21 protein-coding genes and 1 tRNA gene are annotated in these 20,708 nt (G+C 59.5%); 16 read left to right on the plus strand and 6 right to left on the minus strand.

The genetic code is table 11. The features are described from left to right. Positions 1-239 precede the first annotated feature (239 nt). The 5 genes from ACYF6X_RS11235 to ACYF6X_RS11255 all read left to right on the plus strand — a co-directional run bounded on the left by ACYF6X_RS11235 (position 240) and on the right by ACYF6X_RS11255 (position 6,538). Positions 240-1,094 carry an AraC family transcriptional regulator gene (locus ACYF6X_RS11235; RefSeq protein ID WP_063989486.1) on the plus strand — a complete coding sequence of 285 codons (855 nt, stop codon included), beginning with the start codon at positions 240-242 and terminating at the stop codon, positions 1,092-1,094. A gap of 209 nt (positions 1,095-1,303) precedes the next feature. Continuing rightward, positions 1,304-2,224: a dihydrodipicolinate synthase family protein gene (locus ACYF6X_RS11240; RefSeq protein WP_107227753.1), complete on the plus strand. Its 921-nt coding sequence runs from the start codon at positions 1,304-1,306 to the stop codon at positions 2,222-2,224. Between the two features lie 54 nt (positions 2,225-2,278). Continuing rightward, positions 2,279-3,895 (plus strand): aldehyde dehydrogenase (NADP(+)), encoded by a 1,617-nt coding sequence (locus ACYF6X_RS11245; RefSeq protein ID WP_130017663.1) that lies wholly within the window; start codon positions 2,279-2,281, stop codon positions 3,893-3,895. Positions 3,896-3,939: 44 nt separating this feature from the next. After that, on the plus strand, positions 3,940-5,505 hold the full coding sequence (locus ACYF6X_RS11250; RefSeq protein WP_063989483.1) for an APC family permease: 1,566 nt from the start codon (positions 3,940-3,942) through the stop codon (positions 5,503-5,505). Between the two features lie 19 nt (positions 5,506-5,524). Then, entirely contained in the window at positions 5,525-6,538 is a 1,014-nt protein-coding gene (locus tag ACYF6X_RS11255; protein WP_130017662.1) for an Ldh family oxidoreductase, read from the plus strand. 46 nt (positions 6,539-6,584) lie between these two features. Here ACYF6X_RS11255 and ACYF6X_RS11260 read toward each other — a convergent pair whose 3' ends face one another. The 3 genes from ACYF6X_RS11260 to ACYF6X_RS11270 all read right to left on the minus strand — a co-directional run bounded on the left by ACYF6X_RS11260 (position 6,585) and on the right by ACYF6X_RS11270 (position 8,767). Next, complete coding sequence (locus tag ACYF6X_RS11260) at positions 6,585-7,265, minus strand: hypothetical protein (protein ID WP_107227749.1); 681 nt, start codon at positions 7,263-7,265, stop codon at positions 6,585-6,587. Positions 7,266-7,442: 177 nt separating this feature from the next. Further along, positions 7,443-7,871, minus strand: a complete 429-nt coding sequence (locus ACYF6X_RS11265) for a universal stress protein (protein WP_063989481.1) — start codon at positions 7,869-7,871, stop codon at positions 7,443-7,445. Positions 7,872-8,050: 179 nt separating this feature from the next. Then, positions 8,051-8,767 (minus strand): autoinducer binding domain-containing protein, encoded by a 717-nt coding sequence (locus ACYF6X_RS11270; protein WP_130017661.1) that lies wholly within the window; start codon positions 8,765-8,767, stop codon positions 8,051-8,053. Positions 8,768-9,106: 339 nt separating this feature from the next. On the opposite strand from ACYF6X_RS11270, the gene ACYF6X_RS11275 reads away from it, so the two are divergent. The 3 genes from ACYF6X_RS11275 to ACYF6X_RS11285 all read left to right on the plus strand — a co-directional run bounded on the left by ACYF6X_RS11275 (position 9,107) and on the right by ACYF6X_RS11285 (position 11,496). Beyond that, entirely contained in the window at positions 9,107-10,279 is a 1,173-nt protein-coding gene (locus ACYF6X_RS11275; RefSeq protein WP_130017660.1) for an MFS transporter, read from the plus strand. A gap of 106 nt (positions 10,280-10,385) precedes the next feature. Continuing rightward, positions 10,386-10,952 carry a GNAT family N-acetyltransferase gene (locus ACYF6X_RS11280; protein ID WP_130017659.1) on the plus strand — a complete coding sequence of 189 codons (567 nt, stop codon included), beginning with the start codon at positions 10,386-10,388 and terminating at the stop codon, positions 10,950-10,952. Next, positions 10,936-11,496 (plus strand): hypothetical protein, encoded by a 561-nt coding sequence (locus tag ACYF6X_RS11285; RefSeq protein WP_130017658.1) that lies wholly within the window; start codon positions 10,936-10,938, stop codon positions 11,494-11,496. Before ACYF6X_RS11280 ends, ACYF6X_RS11285 begins: the two co-directional genes overlap by 17 nt. A gap of 110 nt (positions 11,497-11,606) precedes the next feature. Here ACYF6X_RS11285 and ACYF6X_RS11290 read toward each other — a convergent pair whose 3' ends face one another. Further along, complete coding sequence (locus tag ACYF6X_RS11290) at positions 11,607-11,909, minus strand: putative quinol monooxygenase (RefSeq protein WP_130017657.1); 303 nt, start codon at positions 11,907-11,909, stop codon at positions 11,607-11,609. 384 nt (positions 11,910-12,293) lie between these two features. Here ACYF6X_RS11290 and ACYF6X_RS11295 point away from each other — a divergent pair, with 384 nt between their 5' ends. Both ACYF6X_RS11295 and ACYF6X_RS11300 read left to right on the plus strand, forming a co-directional pair. After that, entirely contained in the window at positions 12,294-13,607 is a 1,314-nt protein-coding gene (locus tag ACYF6X_RS11295) for an MFS transporter (RefSeq protein ID WP_107227746.1), read from the plus strand. A gap of 74 nt (positions 13,608-13,681) precedes the next feature. Beyond that, positions 13,682-14,185: a DedA family protein gene (locus ACYF6X_RS11300; protein ID WP_107227745.1), complete on the plus strand. Its 504-nt coding sequence runs from the start codon at positions 13,682-13,684 to the stop codon at positions 14,183-14,185. A gap of 220 nt (positions 14,186-14,405) precedes the next feature. On the opposite strand, the gene ACYF6X_RS11305 is transcribed toward ACYF6X_RS11300, so the two are convergent. Further along, positions 14,406-14,481: transfer RNA gene (locus ACYF6X_RS11305), tRNA-Lys, on the minus strand. Between the two features lie 349 nt (positions 14,482-14,830). On the opposite strand from ACYF6X_RS11305, the gene cycA reads away from it, so the two are divergent. Next, positions 14,831-16,231, plus strand: coding sequence for a D-serine/D-alanine/glycine transporter (gene cycA, locus ACYF6X_RS11310; RefSeq protein ID WP_107227744.1), 1,401 nt, complete (start codon positions 14,831-14,833; stop codon positions 16,229-16,231). 51 nt (positions 16,232-16,282) lie between these two features. On the opposite strand, the gene ACYF6X_RS11315 is transcribed toward cycA, so the two are convergent. Further along, positions 16,283-17,206: a DMT family transporter gene (locus ACYF6X_RS11315; protein ID WP_130017656.1), complete on the minus strand. Its 924-nt coding sequence runs from the start codon at positions 17,204-17,206 to the stop codon at positions 16,283-16,285. 67 nt (positions 17,207-17,273) lie between these two features. Here ACYF6X_RS11315 and ACYF6X_RS11320 point away from each other — a divergent pair, with 67 nt between their 5' ends. From ACYF6X_RS11320 to ACYF6X_RS11340, 5 genes are all read left to right on the plus strand, one after another. Continuing rightward, entirely contained in the window at positions 17,274-17,849 is a 576-nt protein-coding gene (locus tag ACYF6X_RS11320; RefSeq protein WP_130017655.1) for a helix-turn-helix domain-containing protein, read from the plus strand. Between the two features lie 117 nt (positions 17,850-17,966). Further along, a complete protein-coding gene (locus ACYF6X_RS11325; RefSeq protein WP_063989471.1) occupies positions 17,967-18,437 on the plus strand; it encodes a helix-turn-helix domain-containing protein in 471 nt (156 codons plus the stop codon). 86 nt (positions 18,438-18,523) lie between these two features. Then, complete coding sequence (gene wrbA / locus ACYF6X_RS11330) at positions 18,524-19,123, plus strand: NAD(P)H:quinone oxidoreductase (protein ID WP_406880047.1); 600 nt, start codon at positions 18,524-18,526, stop codon at positions 19,121-19,123. 236 nt (positions 19,124-19,359) lie between these two features. Continuing rightward, on the plus strand, positions 19,360-19,674 hold the full coding sequence (locus tag ACYF6X_RS11335; RefSeq protein WP_016928271.1) for a hypothetical protein: 315 nt from the start codon (positions 19,360-19,362) through the stop codon (positions 19,672-19,674). A gap of 191 nt (positions 19,675-19,865) precedes the next feature. Next, complete coding sequence (locus tag ACYF6X_RS11340) at positions 19,866-20,666, plus strand: DNA/RNA non-specific endonuclease (protein WP_107227741.1); 801 nt, start codon at positions 19,866-19,868, stop codon at positions 20,664-20,666. Positions 20,667-20,708 lie beyond the last annotated feature (42 nt).

Genomic DNA, 20,708 nt, shown 5'->3' on the forward strand with positions numbered 1-20,708 from the left:
ATGCCATAACAATGACTTATTTATCATATTGTTATTTTCATGCTAAACCTTTGTGTAGCGAGAAACGCCGCAGTTTTCAAGCAACTGCCAAACTCCGCCCGGCAAAAGTATGCGGCAATCCGCATATTTGGCAGCCGGCCGGAAATAGCGCTTGCTTCGTTACATAAAAGTTAATATTGATGCGAAAGCGCCAACCTGGCCCGCCTGTTTTTCCGGCTAACGACCGAAAAGGGACTGTTATGCGATCCACTTCAGACTATCAGCCTCCGGTTTCTCTCTCGCCGCCTTCGCTTGTGGGACTGCCGGAGCAAGAGGACGTTTTTGCCGTCGAACATCTGTCGCGCCTGTGCGACGGACTGGCGCAGCAGCGCCCGAATAACCTGCACGATCTGCTGAATACGCTGGCGCTGATCGCGCCGCTGCTGAACGCGATTCCCAACGTGGTGTTCTTTATCAAAGACGCCCAGGCTCGCTACCTGCTGGCCAACCTGACGCTGGCCAGGCGCTGCGGTTTCAAAACCGTCACGCCGCTGCTGGGCAAGACCTCCGCCGACGTTTTTCCCGCTCAGCTTGGATCCGGCTACACCGAGCAGGATCTGCGGGTATTGCGCCACGGCGTGCTGATCCAGGATCAGCTGGAGATGCACCTGTACAATGGCCGAGAAACCGGCTGGTGCCTGACGCAAAAGCTGGCGCTGTATGACGCGCAGGGAAAAATCATCGGTATGGCGGGTATTTCTCACGATCTGCAGGAGGCCAGGGCCAATCACCCGGCCTACCAACGGCTGGCGGCGATCGACGTGCACATCCGCCGCCACTATGCCCGACCGATCGCGCTTGAAGAGCTGACGGCGCTGACCGGGTTGTCGGTGGCGCAGATCGAACGCTACTGCAAACGTATCTTCCACCTCACCCCACGGCAGATGATCCATAAAGTGCGGCTGGAAAAAGCCACGGAACTGCTGGCCGGCGATCTGCCGATCACCGACATCGCGCTGCTGTGCGGCTACACCGATCACAGCGCATTCAGCCGTCAATTCAAAGCGATGACCGGCTCTACGCCGCGCGATTTCCGCCTGACGCTTTCCGCTTAATGCGCTGATTTATCTGGTTAAGCCCCCTCTTTTCACGGTGCACCAGCGCCCGGTTTTTTCACGTCCGCTTTTCGGCGCCATTGTGCCAATTTCGTCGCGGCAATCGGTGAAAAGCGTCAAGCCTCCCCACGCAATACCGGTCAATCTGTCGGTGAGCCTTACCAAAGATTCACTTTTCATTAACACTTTCGGACGACAGGACAAACACGATGAGCCATAAAGCCATAAGCTGGAGCGGCGTATTCCCGGCGGTGACGACCCAGTTCCGCAACGATTTCTCTTTGGACCTCGACGCCACCCATACGGTGATCAAAAACCTGGTACGCGACGGCGTCTCCGGCCTGGTGGTGTGCGGCACCGTCGGTGAAAACACCTCGATGACGGTGCAAGAGAAGCTGGCGGTGATCGAAGTGGCGAGAGACGCCGCCGACGGTAAAGTGCCGGTGATCGCCGGCATCGCCGAGTTCACCACCGCCTTCGCGCAGAACATGGCGCGTGAAGCGCAAAAGGCCGGCGTCGACGGGATTATGGTGATGCCGGCGCTGGTCTACTCCGCCAAACCGCACGAAACCGCCGCGCATTTCCGCAGCGTCGCCGGCGCGACCGATCTGCCGATCATGGTCTACAACAACCCTCCCATTTACAAAAATGACGTCACGCCAGACATTCTGACCTCGCTGGTCGACTGCGAGAACATCGTGTGTTTCAAAGACTCGTCGGGCGACACCCGCCGCTTTATCGACCTGCGCAACGAAGTCGGCGATCGCTTCGTGCTGTTCGCCGGGTTGGACGATGTGGTGCTGGAAAGCATCGCCGTCGGCGCGCAAGGCTGGATCTCCGGCATGTCGAATGCTTTCCCGCGCGAAGGAGAAACACTATTCCGGCTGGCGAAGGAAAAACGCTATGAGGAAGCGTTGGCGCTGTACAGCTGGTTTATGCCACTGCTGCACCTCGATGCCCGCCCCGATCTGGTGCAGTGCATCAAACTCTGCGAACAGCGGGTCGGCCGCGGCAGCGCCGTCACTCGTCCGCCGCGCCTGGCGCTGCAGGGCGAGACGCTCACCGAGATCAATGCCGTGATCGATAAAGCGCTGGCCACTCGCCCTGCGCTGCCGAACGTCGGCCTGTAACGCCTTCACCGCCCGGCCATGCCGGGCGTCATGCTTTCTCTACCGGGGGAACCAATGCCCAACGATCGCTACGCCGCCATCAGCGGCCAACAATTTATCGGCGGCCAACGCCGCGCCGAAGGGGAAGCGGCGCTGCTCAGCCTGCGCGCCGACGACGGTCAGCCGACCGGCTACTGCTTCCACCAGGCCACGGCGGCAGAAACCGCCGCCGCCGCAGAAGCTGCCGCCGCGGCCTTTGCACCTTATTCGCAGCTCAGCGCGGAACAACGCGCGAAATTTCTCGACACCATTGCCGAGGAGTTAGACGCGTTGGATGAGGATTTCTTCGCCTTAGCCATGCAGGAAACCGCCTTGCCGCCGGCGCGGTTGAGCGGCGAACGCGCCAGAACCAGCGGCCAGATGCGGCTGTTCGCTACGCTACTGCGGCGCGGCGACGTCGAGGGCGTGCGCATCGACTGCGCGCTGCCGCAACGCTCCCCCCAGCCGCGCCCCGATCTACGTCAATACCGCACGGCGCTCGGCCCGGTGGCGGTATTCGGTGCCAGCAACTTCCCGCTGGCGTTCTCCACCGCGGGTGGCGATACCGCCGCCGCGCTCGCCGCCGGCTGCCCGGTCGTGTTCAAGGCGCACAGCGGCCATATGATCACCGCCGAGCTGACCGCTCAGGCGATCGAGCGCGCCCGGAAACGCACGGGGATGCCTGCCGGCGTCTTCAACATGATCTTCGGCAACCGCGTGGGAGCCGACCTGGTACAACATCCGGCGATTCAGGCCGTGGGATTCACCGGCTCGCTGCAAGGCGGTCGAGCGCTCTTCGATCTGGCGATGCAACGCCCTCAACCTATCCCGGTCTTCGCCGAAATGTCGAGCATCAATCCGGTAGTGATCCTGCCACAGGCGCTGGCGCGGCGCGGGCAGCACATCGCGCAGGAACTGGTCTCTTCCTTTACGCTCGGTTGCGGTCAGTTCTGCACCAAGCCCGGCGTGATCGTCGCGCTGCGCGGCGGCGCCTTCGATCGGCTGGCCGAAGCGATGAGCGCCTTGGTCAACGCCGCCGAGCCGCAGCCGATGCTGAATACCGGTACGCTGGAGCATTACCGTCACGGGCTGGCAGCCCTCGATGCGCACCCGGGTATGCGCCGTCTGGCGGGCCGCAGTGAAACGCCCCCTCATCGGGCGACGGCACAGCTGTATCAAGCGGAGGAGGCACTGCTGCTGCAGGCCGATCCGCTGCTGCAACAGGAGGTCTTCGGCCCGGCCAGCATCCTCGTCGCTGTAGATAGCGAAGTGCAGCTGCATGCGGCGCTGGCGGCATTGCAAGGTCAGTTAACCGCTACGCTGCTGGCGGATGACGGCGATCTCGATACGGCTGCCGAGCTGACGACACTGTTGGCACGCAAAGCCGGTCGGGTGCTGTTCAACGGGTATCCGACCGGGGTAGAAGTGTGCGACGCCATGGTGCACGGCGGCCCCTACCCGGCGACTAGCGACGCACGCGGCACCTCGGTCGGCACGTTGGCCATCGAACGTTTCCTGCGGCCGGTCTGTTTGCAAAACACCCCTGCGGCGCTGTTGCCGCCACCGCTGCAGGACGCCAACCCGCTCAACCTGCTGCGGCTGGTGAACGGCGTTTTCACCCGAGATCCCCTGATTTCACCTGCCCAAAATTAGCCCGGCCGCATCTGCCTGCCACTCAATAACAAAAGGGTAATACCATGACAACCCAAGGCAAATTCAAGAAGCAGCTTACGCTCACCGATCTGACGTTCATCGGTCTGGGCGCCATCTTCGGCTCCGGTTGGCTGTTCGCCGCCAGCCATGTCTCCTCCATCGCCGGCCCGGCCGGCATCTATTCCTGGCTGATCGGCGGCCTGGCGGTGCTGCTGCTCGGCATCGTCTACTGCGAGCTGGGCGCCGCCCTGCCGCGCGCCGGCGGCATCATTCGCTATCCGGTGTTCTCGCACGGCGAACTGATGGGTTATCTGCTGGGGTTTATCACGCTGATCGCCTTCTCCAGCCTGATTGCCATCGAAGTCGTCGCTGCCCGGCAATACGCCGCCGCCTGGTTCCCATTCCTCAGCCAGCCGGGTTCCGGCGACCCTACGCCGATCGGCTGGCTGGTGCAGCTGGCGCTGCTGTGCTTTTTCTTCGCGCTCAACTATTACAGCGTCAAAACCTTCGCTAAATCCAATAACCTGATCAGCGTGCTGAAGTTTCTGGTGCCGCTGCTGGTGATCGTGGTGTTGTTCAGCTTTTTCAAACCGGAAAACCTGCACAGCCAGGGCTTTGCCCCCTTCGGTTCAGCCGGGGTTGAGGCCGCCATTTCCGCCGGTGGCATCATCTTCGCCTACCTCGGCCTGACGCCGATCATTTCGGTCGCCAGCGAGGTGCAAAGGCCGCAGCGCACCATTCCCATCGCGCTGATCCTGTCGGTGGTGCTGTCCACCATCATCTATGTGCTGCTGCAAATAGCGTTTCTCGGCAGTATCCCCAGTGAGATGCTGAGCGGCGGCTGGGCCGGTATCAGCCAACAGTTCTCCCTGCCGTTTCGCGATATCGCCATCACGCTGGGCATGGGGTGGCTGGCATTTCTGGTGGTCAGCGACGCGATCGTTTCGCCGAGCGGCACCGGCAACATCTATATGAACGCCACGCCTCGCGTGATCTACGGTTGGGCGCGCGCCGGCACCTTCTTCAAACTGTTCACCCGGGTGGATGGCGAGTCCGGCATTCCCCGCCCGGCGCTGTGGCTGACCTTCGCTCTCTCGGTATTCTGGACGCTGCCGTTCCCGTCGTGGGAAAAGCTGATCGGCGTGGTGTCCGCCGCGCTGGTGCTGAGCTACGCCATCGCCCCGGTCACCGCCGCCGGGCTGCGGCGCAATGCGCCCGATATGCCGCGTCCGTTCCGGGTGCGCGCTTTCTGCGTACTCGGCCCGCTGTCGTTTATCATTTCGGCGCTGATCGTATTCTGGTCCGGCTGGGATACCGTTTCCTGGCTGCTCGGCTTGCAGATCCTAATGTTCTTCATCTACATCCTGTTCAAGAATCAGGTGCCGACCCACGCCGTTAGCCTTCGGCAGCAAATTTGGTCCTCGCTGTGGCTGATCGTCTTCTATGCGCTGGTGATCGCACTCTCTTACCTCAGCAGCTTCGGCGGCATCGGCGCCATTGCCCACCCGTGGGACACCCTCACCATGGCGGTGATTGCGCTGGCGGTTTACTACTGGGGCGCCTATACCTGTTTACCCCAGGCCAATTTTATCGGCGATGAAGAAGAATGAACCCAGGGAGGACATCGAAATGACATCCATGCACGTTCTGTCGCTGGAACAGGCTTATCAACTGGCGTTGCGCACGCTGCGCAGCAACGGTTTCAATCAGGTGCATGCCGAGGCGGTAGCTCAAAATGTCACCCAGGGCGAACGCGACGGCTGCGCTTCGCACGGGCTGTATCGACTATTGGGCTGTGTGCGATCGCTGCGGGCAGGCAAGGTTTCTGCCGATGCGATGCCCAGGTTGCTCGACCAGGCGCCAGCCATCTTGCGTGCCGACGCCGGCGGCGCGTTTTCCCTGCTGGCCTACCGCACCGCTCTGCCGGCCTTTATCGAGAAGGTGCGAACCAACGGTATCGCCGCGCTGGCGATCAACCGCTGCGTGCACTTCTCCGCGTTGTGGGCCGATATCGAACCGCTGACAGAGCAAGGGTTGGTGGCCTTGGCCTGCACGCCCAGCCATGCGTGGGTGACGCCGGCCGGCGGTTCGCGCCCGCTGTTCGGCACCAACCCCATCGCCTTCGGCTGGCCGCGCTCGGATCGGCCGCCGTTTTTGTTCGACATGGCCACCAGTGCGGCGGCGCGCGGCGAAATCGAATTACACCGCCGTGCAGGCACCCCGCTGCCTGAAGGCTGGGGCATTGATAAGGCAGGCAATCCGTCCACCGATGCAGCCAGCGTGTTGGAGGGCGCGATGCTGGCCTTCGGCGGACATAAGGGCTCGGCGCTGGCGGCGATGGTTGAGTTGTTGGCCGGGCCGCTGATCGGCGATATGACCAGCAAGGAATCGCTGGCCTACGACGACGGCACCGGTTCGTCGCCTTACGGCGGTGAGCTGATCATCGCGTTGGATCCTGAGCGTTTTCTCGGTGCGGATAAGGCCAAATATTTCGCCAGCGCAGAGGCGATGTTTGCCGATATGCTGGCGCAAGGCGCACGCATCCCCGGCGAACGCCGTTATCGGCAGCGGCGCCAGAGCGAACAAGACGGCGTGAAAATTCCCAGGACGTTGTACGACGAAATAGTGGCACTGTGCGATTAGCACCGGATTGATTCTCCCGCGCCGGCAATCCGGCGCGGGGAGAGGCTTATCCTGCCTGAGCCAGATCGCTGTGCAGGCGCTTGCGCCACACCGGTTTGGTGTCCCAGCGAGCGAAGTGTTTCGCCTCTTTACCCGGCTGCACCTGGTGCCACATATCTTCTTGCCACCGGATCGGTTCCTTTCCTCGCAACGTTGGGCGGGTCTGTTTAATCGTCCGTTGCAAGACGTCCGCTTCCTCAGCGGTAATGGGCGGCGCCTGTCTGGCGGCGTCCAGCGCACGGCTTCCCAGCGGCGCCATCACCCGATACAACACGTTGACCTGCTGCAGCGTCGCCTGCTGATTAGTGCTCATCCCCTTACCCGACCAACCGTCGAAGTTTTCACCGGGATCGTCCCCCTGCGCGCGATACTCATTACCTGGCCCCTCGACGATATTCCATCCTTGCCAGGTCACCAGAGTGTGTAATCCATCGCGATCCTGCAGGTTTTTATTCTTGATCTGTTTGAGCACTTCGGCGCGGTTTGGTACACCGATAAGGTTCATAAACTCGTCCAGCGCGTCCCAATGCTGCCCCGCCACCAAACCATTCCAGACATTCCGCAAACAGTTCCAGGGAATGGTGTGATGCCAGGTCAGCGTGATAAGCGGTTTGGTTGACGCATGTTGCCAACGGCTCGGTTCACTGCCCCGATCGCCCCTGATAATCCCATCAACTTCTAATGGCATAGCTGCCCCTCTTCTGGCTGAGATGAAGAATATGCGCAAGGCCAGTGGCCCGGTTGGCATAAAAACGTCAGCTAAAATCGTAGCAGCTCAGGCTGAGATGGCAATAAAACGCAAGGCACGCTCTGCAGCCGACAGGCAACCACAGAACGCGCCCGAAAACGGCGGGCTTAAGACGGATTATCTGACCACCATCACCGAAATATTGGCATGGCGAACGATAGCGGCGGCGTTAGACCCCAGCAGATAGGTTTTCACGCTCGGGCGACGCGAACCGATGATGATCAGATCGGCGTCGATCTCTTCCGCCAGTTCTAACACCTGATCGCGCGCGGAACCGAAGCTGACGGTGTAATTGAGGCGATCCAACGGCAGATCGATTTCCGACATGACTTTCTTCAGTTTATCCACCGCCTTCACTTCCGCCTGATTCTCAAACTCCTTGAGACCGAACGAATAGGCAGTAACAAACGCCGAGGCATCCGGCAGCGCATGGAAGAAGTGCACTTTAGCGCCGGACATCTTCGCCAAATATTCCACATGCTTCAGCGCATGCTCGGTTAACAGATCTTCTTCAATATCGATCGGCACTAAAATAGTCTTGTACATATCACATCCTTTCTATGTAAACCGGGTGCCTACAGAGTACTGCCGCGCGCGGGCGCGGTGAATCGCTTTATCACGCTTTTGTGATCGGGGGTAAATACTGATAAGGATAACTCTTAATTTAACAAAATATAAACATCACGCCGAAAACGGATAGGCGCTTAATTATTTATTACTCGAGATTAAATCAGCTGTAAATAAACCGCTTTGGCAGTGGCGGCGGTCTTATTGGCGACAGAAAGTTTTTTAATCGAGTTGCCGATGTGGAAATTGATCGTACGCTCGCTCACCCCCATCAATAGCGCGATCTCTTCCGCCGTTTTCCCTTCGCTGCACCAACGTAAAATGTCTTTTTCGCGCAGCGTCAGCACGTCTTTTATCGCGTCGTCATTCACCGATATCAAGGCTTCACGCAGCGTTTTATGGGCGGCTTGCGCCAGCCAAAGGAAAAAGGTTTCATTTGCCGCACACGCTTGTGGTGTTTGCTCCGGTAGCGCTTTGCCGGCAAACGTCAGGATCCCCAGCCGGCCATAGCAATCCTTGACCGATTGCGACCAACCGGCGCACAGGCCAAACTGCGCCATATGCCGCCAAAGCGTCGGCCGCTCGTGATAAAAACTTTCGTCCCACTGGAACTGCAGTGTGGAGTGGTGAGCGCGCTCAATAACCGGATCCTGCAAGTATACCCGCTGCCGCCGATAATCCTCGAGATAGCTCGCTGAAAAATTCCCTTCGATCAGCATCTTGGGGCGGCTGGCCGGATAACAGGAAAACACGATGTAGGAGAAATAATCAAACCCCAACGCCTCGGCGCAGGGCTCCAGCTGCGTCAAAAAGCATTCGCGATCGGCCAGGCTGCCTATCACCTCAGCCATGAGCCGTTGAGTGCGGGTATCCATAACGCAGGTTCTCCAGATAGCGATGCCGATTTATCGATAGGTCAGACTCACTATAGAATATCGTCGCCCGGCGCCAGTAGCCGTTTCATATAATAAAAAACACCAACGCTATAACGAAAAAAGCTATTCCCATTAAAATAAGCCTTTTATTGCGTCGAAGAGGAAAACTACGCGAATAGCATAATCTCTTCAGGTCGTAAACCTGTCATTCCTGTCATGGACAGCGCCATCTGTCCGCCATTACTTTTTCTGTGATGCTGAGTTTGATGAATAACTGCCGCCAAGCCGAAAATAATGGCGGCGTGCCACGATAGAGAACGAACATATCAGGAATACAGAATGAGATTAACGGACTATAACGGCCATCTGTTCACGCTCTGTCTGATGGCGACCGGCACATTCGCCATCGGCACCGACGCCTTTATCGTCGCCGGCGTGCTCAGCGACATTTCCGATACCTTTGCCGTCAGCCCCGCGCAAGCGGGGCAGTTGATATCGGTATTCGCGTTGGCTTATCTGTTGTTCGCACCGCTGACTGCCTGGCTGCTCGGCAACGTCAACCGCAAGCATATCCTGCAGTTGGCGCTGGTGCTGTTCATCGTCGGCAACCTGGCCTGCGTCTGGGCCACCAGCTACCTGCAGATCGCGTTCGGCAGAGTGCTGGCCGCATTGGGAGCGGCCTGTTACACGCCGCAGGCCGCCGCAGCAGCGGTGGGACTGGTGGCGGAAAAACGCCGCGGCCTGGCCATTTCCATCGTCTATGGCGGCATGACGTTGGCTATTGCGCTCGGTATTCCATTCGGTACCTTTCTCGCCAAACTGATCGGCTGGCGTGAAATCTTCCTGTTTATCGCCCTGTTGGGGGCGATTGCGCTGCTGGGCCTTTCGCTGGCGCTGCGCGCCATTGCGCCACCGGGCAAGCATTCTCTGAAAGAGCAGCTCGCCCCGCTGCGGCAAAAGGCGGTGCTGACTACGCTACTGATTACCTTTTTTGCCGTTTGCTCGGAACACATCGTCTATAGCTACGTCAGCGTGTTGCTGAAAAACACCCAGTTCGGCCCGCAAGCGATCCTGCCCCCCGCGCTGCTGGTGTTCGGCATTGGCGCAGTGATCGGCAATTTTGCCTCCGGCGCGTTAACCGATGCCCTTGGCAGCAAGTTCGTGCTGCTGCTTTCCGTGGCGATCCAGACGCTGTCCCTGTTTCTGCTGGCCTTTTATGTCACATCCCCTTGGTGGGTGCTGGCCATCTTTATGGTCTGGGGTATCACCGGCTGGATGTATCTGGTGCCGATCCAGCACCACCTGTTGTCGCTGTCGAAACGCTTTGGCGCGCTGACCGTGTCGCTCAACAGCTCGGTGCTGTACGCCGGCATCGCGGCGGGCGGCATGCTGGGCGGCCTGACGCTCTACGCGCTGCCGGCCTATTACCTGCCGCTGTTTTCACTGCCGTTCGGCGCCATCGCCCTGCTGCTGACGCTGATCTTTTTTCAGGGAAACACCCCCGACGAGTGAACGATGACCGACTTTCCTCACCTTTTCCACAGCTCATTTTACGCAGCCCGCCTCTCGGCGCTGGGCTACACTGCCGGTAGCCCTAATGCGCTGATAAGGAAAAATAATGCGCCTTTTGCCTCTGCAGACCCCCAGGCTGATCCTGCGCCCGTTCACGGCTGACGATCTGCCCCACTTTACCGCCTACCGCCGCCACCCAGACGTAGCGCGCTACCAAAGCTGGAGCGACTACAGCGCCGCCGATGCGCAGGCCTTTTTCGAACGGCAACGGCGGCTCGCATTCAACCGCGACGACAGCTGGTTTCAACTGGCGGTCGAGCACCGGGAGGACGGCGCGTTGCTCGGCGATGTCGCGGTGCATTTCTTCGATGCGGGGCGCCAGGCTGAACTGGGCGTGACCTTCGCGCCCAGCCATCAGCGGCAAGGGCTGGCACGCGAGGCGCTAAACGCCGTCATCGCTCTGCTGTTCGGGCCGCTGGCGAAGCACCGCATTACCGCGGTGGTGGACGCGCGTAATCTTCGCGCCGCCGCGCTGTTCGGCAAGCTGGGCTTTCGTCGTGAGGCCTGCTGGCGGCAAAACGTATTTTTCAAAGGCGCATGGGGCGACGAATTCGGTTTCGCCCTGCTGCAAAGCGAATGGCGGGAGAATGAAAAACATGGCGCTGTTGAATAAATACCTTGGGCAATACCAGTTCTCGGAGCAGCATGCGATTGCCATCGCCGCGCCGCAGGCTCGGATCCTGACGGCCGTGGCCGCTTACGATCCCAAACACGATCGTTTCTTCCGCAGCATGATAGCGCTGCGCGAATTGCCCGCGCGGCTGATGCCACGCGATAAGCCCAGCCAGCCGCCGTTTGGCCTGCATAACTTTTGCCTGCTTGAGCAGGATGACAGCGCGTTGGTCTATGGCCTGATCGGCCGCTTTTGGCAGGCTGAATACGGCCTGGAGCAGGTCGCTGACGGGGCGGGCTTTCTGGCCTTCGCTCAGCCCGGCGTCGCCAAACTGGCGCTGGGTTATATCGTGAATCCTCTCGAGGGCGGGCGCTGTCGTCTGGTGACGGAAACGCGCATCTTCTGCCCCGACGACGCCAGCCGGCGGCGGTTTACCCCGTATTGGTATGCTATTCGCCTGGTGAGCGGGTTGATACGGCGCCGTATGTTGCGCGCCATTAAAATCGCCAGCGAAAAGCAGGCAGTGAATCATTCATCAAGCTGATTTATTTAAGAGCATTCTTAGAGAATGAAAATCATTACCAGCCTATTTTTTAATCACAAGAAGACAGTAGTGAGAAGCCATTGACCCCGCCCCCTGCGGGGATTTTTTCGTCATTTATCACCTGTTTCAGGAAATGCGTGCATAAACAGGAAGGTACAAGGCTTGCGCTGATAGTGATTGATCTGCGGCACCAGCCGGGTGAAATGCTCGGTCTGACAATGCGCATCCAGGGCGGCGCGATCCGGCCAGCTTTCGATAAAAATAAAATGCCCGGGGTCCTGCTGGTCGATGCACAGCTCATAACGGATGCACAGCGGCTCTTGACGGGTTTTCTCCACCAGCTCGCGATACCATGGCATAACGGTTTCAATGTGTTCCGGGTGAATAAAATCTTCAGCGATGACCTTCAGCATGTTGCGCTCCTGCATTCTGTTTTGCCGTGCCTCACCTTATCGTCCTTCCTCCCGAGATGAAAGCGACCTACTCCAGGTCTATCACTGGGTTGCCAATTCGGTGATAGCGCACACAGATCTCGATCAAAGCGCTTGAACGCGCCATAGCCCTGTGTGAACGTTTGGTTAACAAAAAAGCAACACACCATTCACCATGGTGATGTTTGCATCAGCCTGCCGACCCGATACGCGGCGTTTTTTTCGCCTTTAAAGGCCTGACCATTAGTCCTTTAGACCTTTAAAACTCACGAAAAAAATCCGCTGTAACCGTCGTGTTGAGGGCAACGGCACCAGGACGGTCCTTATGACCGACGTTTGTCATTCTCAGAAGAGAGGTTACCGCCAGTGAATCACGCCACTTATGCCGCTCCAGCGCTCAACGCCGCCATCCGCAAAACCTGGCACAGGCTGGTGCCCTTGATGTTCGCCATGTACTTCATCGCGTTTATCGACAGGGTTAACGTCGGCTTTGCCAAGGACGCGATGGCCATCGATATCGCGCTGTCGCAATCCGCCTTTGCATTGGGTGCCGGGATATTTTTTGCCGCCTATGCGCTGTTCGGCATCCCGGCCAACCTGCTGATGAACCGCTGGGGCGCCAAACGCTGGCTCAGCGCCACCACTGCGTTATGGGGGGCGCTGTCGGCCTGCACCGGGCTGGTGACCAACGAACAGCAATTTATCGCCCTGCGGTTTCTACTGGGGATCGCCGAAGCCGGCTTTTATCCCGGCATCCTGCTGCTGGCGTCGATCTATTTTCCCAATAAGGTGCGCGCCTCGGTCATTGGCATTTTCGTGCTCGGCGTGCCGGCGGCCCTGACGCTCGGCTCACCGCTGTCGGGGGCATTGCTGGAGATGCACGGCGTGTTGGGTAAACCCGGCTGGTTCTGGATGTTCGTGCTGGAAGGGCTGCCGGCCGTCGCCCTCGGCATCTTCGCCTTTTTCTATCTCGACGATAACCCACGGCAGGCTCGCTTTTTGACTGAGGAAGAACGCACGGCGCTGGTCGCACAGTTGGCCGCCGAACAGCAGCAAACCGAAACCAGCAGCGTCAAAGCGGCGATGAGAAGCGGCAAAGTTTGGCATCTGGCGTTGATCTACGGCACCCTGCAGATCGGCGTGTACGGCCTGATGTTTTTCCTGCCGTCGCAGGTCGCCTCGCTGATGGGCACCCATCTCGGCTTCAAGGCCTCGCTGGTGGCCGCCATTCCCTGGGCGTTCTCCGCGCTGGGCGTCTATTTCCTGCCGCGCTATGCCGACAGAAACACCGCCAGAAGATTACCGATCGCCGTCGGGTGCATGGTCGCGGCGGCGCTGGGGTTGGTGGTTTCTTCCTATGCCGGCCCTCTGCTCGCTATCGTCGCCCTGAGCTGCTGCGCAGTCAGTTTTCTGGCGGTACAGCCGATTTTCTGGACGTTTCCCGCGCAGCTGCTCACCGGCCCGGCGCTGGCGGCTGGCATCGGCTTTTGCACCACGCTCGGCGCGGCGTTCAGCTTTTTAGCCCCGCTGATCCGCACCGAGGCGGAACAGCGTTTTCACAGCCCGCATGCCGGGCCGCTGGTGCTGGCCGCCTTTGCACTGCTGTGCGCCGCGCTGTTGTGGGCGCTCAAAAACCGGCGCGCCGACGTGCGCAAGCAAGACGCAGAGATTGCCGGATAGCGGCGCGTTATTTAGCCATTATTGAACCTGTGGATGGGACACTGGCACTCAGCCCTCTCGCCCACAGGTGTTAAATGAATGAATTGACACACATTATCGCCAAATACAGCCCGAATCCAGAGATGTTGCTGCTGCTGATTTTCCTGTTTGCGCTGGGTAAATCCGTGATCTTCGTTTCCTCCGTCCTGCCGCCCGCCTCGGTCACGCTGCTGATGGGCATCGTTGCGGGCAAGCACGCGCTGCCTGTCGGCGCCGTTTGGGCGGCCATCACCCTCGGGGCCGCGCTGGGATCGATCTTGTCGTTCCACTGCGGCGCGCTGCTATGCCGCCGCGATCTTGGCAGCCGGCTACCGGCGCGTTTTCATGCGCCTCTGCGCAAAGCCCAGCGCGCCCTGCAAAAAAGAGGGCTGCCGTTGCTGTTCGCCTCGCGTTTTCTGGCGGTAATGCGCTATACCGTACCGCTGATGGCCGGCATGCTGAAGCTGCCGCTGGGGCGCGTCTATGCCACCGCCGCGCTCTCGGCCGCCGCCTGGGCGCTGCTCTTGATGTCGGCTGCGCATGTATTCCCCGCATCTTGACCTGAAAGATTCTTGGGCAAATGACCGCTCCATGCGCCGACGTTGCGCCAGCGCACAGCCTCTCTTGCCGTATAAACTGCGGTGCAACACCGCAGTTTGCGCCAGATCACCTTTCTGAACATCAGTCGAAAAATGCGAATTTTTTTGCAAAAAGCGCGCTTAAAACGGCGCAATGAGGAAACAAGCAGAGAAAAGCCTGGGCGTAACACGCTGATTTGGTTGGTGGGTCGTACAGGGTTCGAACCTGTGGCCCATGGATTAAGAGTCAACGGCTCTACCGACTGAGCTAACGACCCAACGAGGTAAATTGCCCTCTTCGCCGCCATCGCTGTCAAACGCTTACACTCATTACTTTTTCTCATGCGAATTTTGCAACCCTTTGTTTAATCAACGAGATAAGCCGCATAAGGTCTGTTCATCCCATCTTTTGAAGAGTAATCTTCCGCTCCCTGAACGTCCGATTTGCCTCCTCCGTGTAAAGATTGTTCGACTTTTATCCCGCGTATAAATGTTGTAAACATGTTGCACAAAGGTGGCGTTATTGCACTACCTTACTAAAGCCGGACCAACCGGATAAATGTATAAAAAAGAGCCACTTCAGAGCTCACGACTTCACTAATGACAGGTAAAACAGGACATCATCAGATGGTAGATCACTCTAAAATAGCGACTGACGCGACGCCCGCTTCAGAAGATCATCTACGGCGAAACCTCACTAACCGACATATTCAACTGATCGCCATCGGCGGCGCCATCGGCACCGGCCTGTTTATGGGCTCCGGTAAAACCATCAGCCTGGCCGGCCCTTCGATCATCTTCGTGTACATGATCATCGGCTTTATGCTGTTCTTCGTGATGCGCGCCATGGGCGAGCTGCTGCTGTCCAACCTGGAATACAAATCGTTCAGCGATTTCGCTGCGGATCTGCTCGGCCCGTGGGCCGGGTTCTTCACCGGCTGGACCTACTGGTTCTGCTGGGTGGTCACCGGCATCGCCGACGTCGTGGCGATCACCGCCTACGCCCAGTTCTGGTTCCCCGGGCTGTCGCAATGGATCGCTTCGCTGCTGTGCGTGCTGTTGCTGCTTGGCCTTAACCTGGCGACCGTGAAGATGTTCGGCGAAATGGAGTTCTGGTTTGCGATGATCAAAATCGTCGCCATCGTCGGGCTGATCGTCGCCGGGCTGGTGATGATCGCCATGCAGTTCCAGTCGCCGACCGGCACCGTGGCCTCATTCACCCATCTGTGGAATGACGGCGGCATGTTCCCGAAAGGCATCAGCGGCTTCTTCGCCGGCTTCCAGATTGCGGTATTCGCCTTCGTCGGCATTGAGCTGGTGGGCACCACCGCCGCAGAAACCAAGGATCCGGAGAAATCGCTGCCGCGCGCCATCAACTCGATTCCGATCCGCATCATCATGTTCTACGTGTTCGCCCTGATCGTCATCATGTCGGTGACGCCGTGGAATTCCGTGGTGGCGGACAAGAGCCCGTTCGTTGAATTGTTCGTGCTGATCGGCCTGCCGGCTGCGGCCAGCGTGATCAACTTCGTGGTGCTGACCTCCGCCGCCTCTTCCGCCAACAGCGGCGTGTTCTCCACCAGCCGCATGCTGTTCGGGCTGGCGCAGGAAGGCGACGCGCCGAAATCGTTCGCCAACCTGTCCAAGCGCGCGGTGCCGGCCAACGGCCTCACCTTCTCCTGCATCTGCCTGCTGGGCGGCGTGGTGCTGATTTATCTGATCCCGAACGTGATGACGGTCTTCACCCTGGTGACCACCGTATCGGCGATTCTGTTCATGTTCGTCTGGACCATCATCCTGTGTTCGTACCTGGTCTACCGTAAACAGCGCCCGGCGCTGCACCAGAAATCGATCTACAAGATGCCTGCCGGCAAGCTGATGTGCTGGGTGTGCATGGCGTTCTTCGTGTTCGTGCTGGTGCTGCTGTCGCTGCGCGAAGACACCCGCCAGGCGCTGATCGTCACCCCGCTGTGGTTCATCGTGCTCGGCCTGTCTTACGTGTTCCTGCGCAAGAAGAAAACCGCGTGATGCAAAAAGGGGCGGATATCTCCGCCCCTTACTTCTTTTTGTGCCTCTGCGCTAATCCGCTTCCGTCGCCACCGCCGCTTTATCCTTGCGCCGCACGCGCAGTTCGCTGACCACCACCCCAATCACGATCAACGCGCCCCCCAATAACGCCACGCCCGGCAAACGCTCCCCGGCCAACCGCCCGACGATGCCCGCCCAGACCGGTTCGCCGGCGTAAATCACCGTGGCCCGCGTCGGCGAAACGCTGCGCTGCGCCCAGTTCATGGTCAGCTGAATCAAGGCGCTGGCCAGCCCCAGCCCAATGGCGCTGTACAGCAGGTAATCCGAATACGGCGGCGGCGACTCGCCGGTCGGTGCCATCATCAAAAATGAGGCCAGCGAGGCGGTCGCCAGCTGCACGATGGTCACCCGGCGGATATTCACCTTGCCGGCGAAAGCGCCGATCAAAATGATCTCTGCCGCCATGCCCAGGGTGCCGGCCAGCGTCAGAATTTCGCCGAGGCTCAGCGTCATGTCGGTGCTGCTCGGCGCCGCCAGCAGCATCAGGCCGGTAAAGGCCAGCAGAATGCCGATCCACGATATAATGCCGGGGAACCGCCCCAGCACCAACCATTGCAACAGTGGCACGATCGGCACGTACATGGCGGTGATAAACGCCGATTGGCTGCTGGTGATGGTCTGCAGGCCGACGGTTTGCATGCTGTAGCCGAACATGATCGCCAGCCCAATCAGCCCGCCCGCCTTCAGTTCATACAGGGTCAGGCCGCGCAACACGCGCAGCGAAAACAGGGTCAGCGCCAGCGTGGCGGTGGCGAAACGCAGGCCGACGAAAAAGAACGGCCCGCTGACCTGCATCGCATGATGCACCGCCAAAAAGGTGCCGCCCCAGATCATGGTGATGAAAATCAACACCGCCTCCGGCAGCCTGATTTGCGGAACCACGGTGGAAATAAAGGATTTTTTTGCTGCTGACACCGGCTTGCCCTTCCTGCTGAGTGCAATATAATGCACAGATCCTGCCAGTATGAGATAAAGTCCGGCGATGAGCAATACGGCGCATAACGCAAAAACCGATCCCCCCAAGGTGCTGCAGTACCTGAGCAGCAACCTGCGCGGCTACCGCCAACGGGCGGGCCTGAGCCAGATGGCGCTGGCCGAGCTTTCCGGCGTCAGCCGCCGCATGCTGGCGGGCATCGAGGCCGGCGATCGCAACGTCAGCCTGGCGGTGCTCGATAAGATCGCCGCCGCCCTGACGATTTCCTTCACCGATCTGATCCAGGCGCCGGAAGCGCGCGGCAACCATCTGGTGGGGGAACTGGCCTGGCAAGGCGCGAAGCCGGGCAGCCAGGCGCTGTTCGCCGCCAGCGTACCGGCGCGGCAGCGGGCCGAGCTGTGGGAATGGACGCTGATGCCGGGCGAGCGCTATGACTCTGCGCCGGACGCCGAAGGCTGGAGCGAAATGATCTACGTGATTGCCGGTACCCTGACGCTGGAGCTGGAACAAGATACGCTGACGCTCACCGCCGGCGCCGCGCAAACCTTCAACAGCGATCAACGCTACGCTTACGCCAACCACGGCGGCCAGCCCCTGCGCTTTATCCGCAACGTCGCCTTCTGACTGCCCGCCGGCCCGCGCCGGCGGCGGATGTCGTCTCGCTGTCGTGCCGCTGTCGTGGCGCCGCCACCCCGCTCGCCCTACACTGAATGAAAGTGACAGCGAACTCAGGAGTGCACCATGCAAAAGTACCGCATCAGGCCATTACGTCTGGAAAAAGGCTGGTCGCAGGAGCAGCTGGCGACGATCGCCGGCCTCAGCACCCGCACCGTCCAGCGGATTGAAAACGGTGAACAGGCCAGCCTGGAAACCTTGACCGCGATCGCTGCCGCGCTGGGCGTGCAGGTCAGCGATCTCAATGCGCAGCCGCAACAGGTAATGGAGGAGGAGACGCCTGACGAACAGCGTATTCGTCGCCAGGTCGCGGCAGAAGGCAAACTGCTGAGCATGGCGGTGCGTTTCGCCGTGATTGGCGTGATGTTGTTCGCCATCAATGGGTTTACCCACCCGCAATATCTCTGGTCGCTGTGGGCGATCGGCGGCATGAGCCTCGCGCTGGTCATGCGGGCGGTGCGCACCCTGCTGCTACGCAATGTCTTCAGCCGCTGGCAGGAACAGCGGCTGGCGCACAAGCTGCGGCGCTTGCCCTGAATCCGCCATTCGACAAAACCAAATTCGTCATTCGCTTCTATGCTTATCAAGGGTTTTTGTTAATCATCTGAGCGGGAGTACGGAACATGACGAAAGTGTTGGTGCTTTATTACTCAATGTACGGCCATATCGAACACCTGGCGCAGGCGGTGGCCGAAGGCGCGAATCGGGTTAGCGGCGTGGACGTGACGATTAAACGCGTGCCGGAAACCATGACGCCGGAGGCCTTTGCCAAAGCCGGGGGCAAACAACATCAGCAGGCGCCGATCGCCAGCCCGCAGGAGCTGGCGGACTATGACGGCATTATCTTCGGCACGCCGACCCGCTTCGGCAATATGGCCGGGCAGATGCGCACCTTCCTCGATCAGACCAGCGGCCTGTGGGCTTCCGGCGCGTTGTACGGCAAGGTAGGCAGCGTCTTCTCCTCTACCGGCACCGGCGGCGGCCAGGAACACACCATCAGTTCCACCTGGACCACGCTGGCGCACCACGGTTTCATCATCGTGCCGATCGGCTATGCCACGCCAGAGCTGTTTGACGTTTCGCAGGTACGCGGCGGCACCCCGTATGGCGCCACCACCATCGCCGGCGCCGACGGTTCGCGGCAACCGAGCAACGAAGAGTTGACCATTGCCCGCTATCAGGGCGAGCACGTGGCAAAAATCACCGCCAAGCTGAAAAGTTAAGCACCCTCCTGCGCCTGTGATTCAAAGGGCCGCGCATTCGCACGGCCCCATCTTGTTGCCGACCCGCCGCAAGGTTAGAATGCCCGTCCCCCGGCCATTCAGCGTCTGAAGGCCAGGCCCGAATTCGTTCTGCCCGTCGCTCATCCGCTTTCAGCCCGAGGACGGGCGTTCTGTTTTTTGCGCACAGCGAAGGGAATAAGTCAGTGTCTAAAGATTTTGATGAACTAATAAGAGACATGGATCTTATTATTGAAAATGTAGACAGCTTCAAGGCTCTGGCTCCGCGCGCGCCCGAGCCGGCTCCGGCCCCGCCGCCGCCGGTTCATCACTACGACTCGTTCTGCGAGAACATCGCGCTGAAAGTGGTCTTGAAGGTGCTGCTGTCTTCGGTGGACAAGATAGTCAAAGTGCAAATCGCCAACAAGGTCGAGCAAGAGATCGCCCAGATCGAACAGCAGGTGGTGCGCGCCGGCGGCGGCCCGGTGTCGCCGGACGATCTGGCGCAAATGACGCACTATGTGCGCCGCACGGTCAACGACCTGCTGGAGTAATCCTCCCCCCTTTGAAACGGCGTCTGTTGGACGCCGTTTTCATTTTTGCCGCATTTCACGTGCAGCATGGCTGTACTATGACTGACACATTCACAACATGAATATGTTGCATTGTTGTATTCGTTTCACTGCGATAAGTTTAATTTACTGTAAATGTATACAGTATTTTTTAACTTATTGAGGATATGAATATGCGCTTTAACAACAAGATGTTGGCCCTGGCCGCCCTGCTGTTCGCCGCACAGGCGTCGGCCGACACGCTCGAATCCATCGACAACTGCGCGGTCGGCTGCCCGACCGGCGGCAGCAGCAACGTGTCGATCGTGCGTCATGCTTATACGTTGAACAACAACAGCACCACCAAGTTCGCCAACTGGGTGGCCTATCACATCACCAAAGACACGCCGGCCAGCGGCAAGACGCGCAACTGGAAAACCGACCCGGCGCTCAATCCGGCCGACACCCTGGCGCCCGCCGATTACACCGGCGCCAACGCGGCGCTGAAGGTCGATCGCGGTCATCAGGCGCCGCTGGCCTCGCTGGCGGGCGTTTCCGACTGGGAATCGCTGAACTACCTGTCCAACATCACGCCGCAAAAGTCCGATCTTAACCAGGGCGCCTGGGCGCGGCTGGAAGATCAGGAACGCAAGCTGATCGATCGCGCCGACATCTCCTCGGTCTATACCGTGACCGGGCCGTTGTATGAGCGCGATATGGGCAAACTGCCGGGCACCCAGAAAGCGCACACCATCCCCAGCGCCTACTGGAAGGTGATTTTCATCAACAACAGCCCAGCGGTAAACCACTATGCCGCTTTCCTGTTCGATCAAAACACGCCGAAGGGCGCCGATTTCTGCCAATTCCGCGTGACGGTGGACGAGATCGAGAAACGTACCGGCCTGATCATCTGGGCCGGTCTGCCGGACGACGTACAGGCTTCGCTGAAGAGCAAGCCCGGCGTCCTGCCGGACCTGATGGGCTGCAAAAACTGACGAAAAAACTCGCCGAGGCGGGTTTATTTTTCATACGGGCGC

The sequence above is a fragment of the Serratia sp. ID 25-353 genome (genome assembly GCF_054792795.1).

What these genes read in the sequence shown, in the direction of transcription:
- ACYF6X_RS11250 (WP_063989483.1), top strand. Translation starts at nt 3,940, where the DNA reads ATGACAACCCAAGGCAAATTCAAGAAGCAGCTTACGCTCACCGATCTG.
- ACYF6X_RS11285 (WP_130017658.1), top strand. Translation starts at nt 10,936, where the DNA reads ATGGCGCTGTTGAATAAATACCTTGGGCAATACCAGTTCTCGGAGCAG.
- ACYF6X_RS11260 (WP_107227749.1), bottom strand. Translation starts at nt 7,265, where the DNA reads ATGCCATTAGAAGTTGATGGGATTATCAGGGGCGATCGGGGCAGTGAA.
- ACYF6X_RS11265 (WP_063989481.1), bottom strand. Translation starts at nt 7,871, where the DNA reads ATGTACAAGACTATTTTAGTGCCGATCGATATTGAAGAAGATCTGTTA.
- ACYF6X_RS11255 (WP_130017662.1), top strand. Translation starts at nt 5,525, where the DNA reads ATGACATCCATGCACGTTCTGTCGCTGGAACAGGCTTATCAACTGGCG.
- ACYF6X_RS11240 (WP_107227753.1), top strand. Translation starts at nt 1,304, where the DNA reads ATGAGCCATAAAGCCATAAGCTGGAGCGGCGTATTCCCGGCGGTGACG.
- ACYF6X_RS11235 (WP_063989486.1), top strand. Translation starts at nt 240, where the DNA reads ATGCGATCCACTTCAGACTATCAGCCTCCGGTTTCTCTCTCGCCGCCT.
- ACYF6X_RS11270 (WP_130017661.1), bottom strand. Translation starts at nt 8,767, where the DNA reads ATGGATACCCGCACTCAACGGCTCATGGCTGAGGTGATAGGCAGCCTG.
- wrbA (WP_406880047.1), top strand. Translation starts at nt 18,524, where the DNA reads ATGACGAAAGTGTTGGTGCTTTATTACTCAATGTACGGCCATATCGAA.
- ACYF6X_RS11300 (WP_107227745.1), top strand. Translation starts at nt 13,682, where the DNA reads ATGAATGAATTGACACACATTATCGCCAAATACAGCCCGAATCCAGAG.
- ACYF6X_RS11335 (WP_016928271.1), top strand. Translation starts at nt 19,360, where the DNA reads ATGGATCTTATTATTGAAAATGTAGACAGCTTCAAGGCTCTGGCTCCG.
- cycA (WP_107227744.1), top strand. Translation starts at nt 14,831, where the DNA reads ATGGTAGATCACTCTAAAATAGCGACTGACGCGACGCCCGCTTCAGAA.
- ACYF6X_RS11340 (WP_107227741.1), top strand. Translation starts at nt 19,866, where the DNA reads ATGCGCTTTAACAACAAGATGTTGGCCCTGGCCGCCCTGCTGTTCGCC.
- ACYF6X_RS11290 (WP_130017657.1), bottom strand. Translation starts at nt 11,909, where the DNA reads ATGCTGAAGGTCATCGCTGAAGATTTTATTCACCCGGAACACATTGAA.
- ACYF6X_RS11275 (WP_130017660.1), top strand. Translation starts at nt 9,107, where the DNA reads ATGAGATTAACGGACTATAACGGCCATCTGTTCACGCTCTGTCTGATG.
- ACYF6X_RS11320 (WP_130017655.1), top strand. Translation starts at nt 17,274, where the DNA reads ATGAGCAATACGGCGCATAACGCAAAAACCGATCCCCCCAAGGTGCTG.
- ACYF6X_RS11325 (WP_063989471.1), top strand. Translation starts at nt 17,967, where the DNA reads ATGCAAAAGTACCGCATCAGGCCATTACGTCTGGAAAAAGGCTGGTCG.
- ACYF6X_RS11280 (WP_130017659.1), top strand. Translation starts at nt 10,386, where the DNA reads ATGCGCCTTTTGCCTCTGCAGACCCCCAGGCTGATCCTGCGCCCGTTC.
- ACYF6X_RS11245 (WP_130017663.1), top strand. Translation starts at nt 2,279, where the DNA reads ATGCCCAACGATCGCTACGCCGCCATCAGCGGCCAACAATTTATCGGC.